A 1,087-nucleotide genomic window follows, 5' to 3' on the forward strand; every position below is an offset into this window, starting at 1 on the left:
TGGCTATTTTCTCGTGGTTCAAAAGGATAATAAGTAACATGAATCAGCGTACGGTTCAGCCCGCTTAATGCACCTAAAGCATTGGAGAAAGTCAAATCTTTCCACTCAGGCGTGTATAAATAAAAATTGCGTTCCCCCCAGCCTAAACCGATATGCGTTATTTGAGGATTAGTAGAAAGCGTGTCTTTTGGATTGACGACATTCGACCAATCAAAAATATCATTCTTCAGCGGCATGACTACATCAGTATGCACGCCGTTACTGACTAGAAATAACGTAATGTCTCCTTTTGGCTGCTCTTCATTAAGCGGCAATGAAGCCATCATCCAAGCAGACAAAAAATACAATAGGGCAAAAATAGGGATGATCAGCACTATTTTGCCGATTTTTTTGAGGATGTGAAGGAAGGAGCGCATTCGTTTTTTAAAAGTAATTGAGTTTGAAGGTGTGTATTTTCCATTAAATTTGTACTTTTTTCATTAGAAATGAATAGATGGTATCTTGCGACTAATGATAAAAATGGTTGTTTAATTTAAATAAAAGAAAGGCCGTCTGAAATGTTCAGACGGCCTTTCTTTAATTAAAACGGGATACTAAATCTCATCTCAATCTATGTTGCGAATGCTTATTTTGTAGAGCTGCTGACTTGTTTCATCCAGGCAAACAGTTCGTCTAAGTCATAATCGCCGCTGTGGCCGACATCCCAAGGTAGGGCGTAGTCGACGGTTTGGCCGTTGTTTTGCAGTTTGGCGGCTAAGATGGCGGAGACTGCCAGTGAGGTGTCGCGGTCGTTAGTGCCGACGCGGATTCGCCAGTTTTGCGGCAGGTTTACGCCTGGTTTGCCGATGTAGTTGAGCGGATTCATGATTTTGATGGTTTCTTCATCCGCGATTTCGGCGTTAGCGGCGGTGTTGTGTTGCATGGAGAACGCGGTGAAGTGGCGTTTGTCGACGGTATTGGTGCCGAAGAGTTGGTTTTCGCCTGTGCTTAAATCTACGCCGTCAAAGGCGGGCGGTGTTTTTTGGCGGCCGGCGGCTTTGGCGTAGGCATCGAAATCGACGGAGACGACTTTGCCTTTGCGGACGGT

Annotated in this window: 1 protein-coding gene and 1 pseudogene; both read right to left on the bottom strand. The window is 44.6% G+C overall.

Annotated elements, in window-relative coordinates; translation table 11 throughout:
* Positions 1 to 374: DUF2459 domain-containing protein (locus ACTHS3_RS14180; RefSeq protein ID WP_440368268.1), on the bottom strand; the 374-nt coding region annotated here is incomplete at its 3' end.
* Positions 375 to 625: 251 nt separating this feature from the next.
* Positions 626 to 1,087, bottom strand: a pseudogene (locus ACTHS3_RS14185) (subtype B tannase); the annotation flags it as partial.

The organism is Neisseria sp. P0009.S007 (assembly GCF_051962515.1).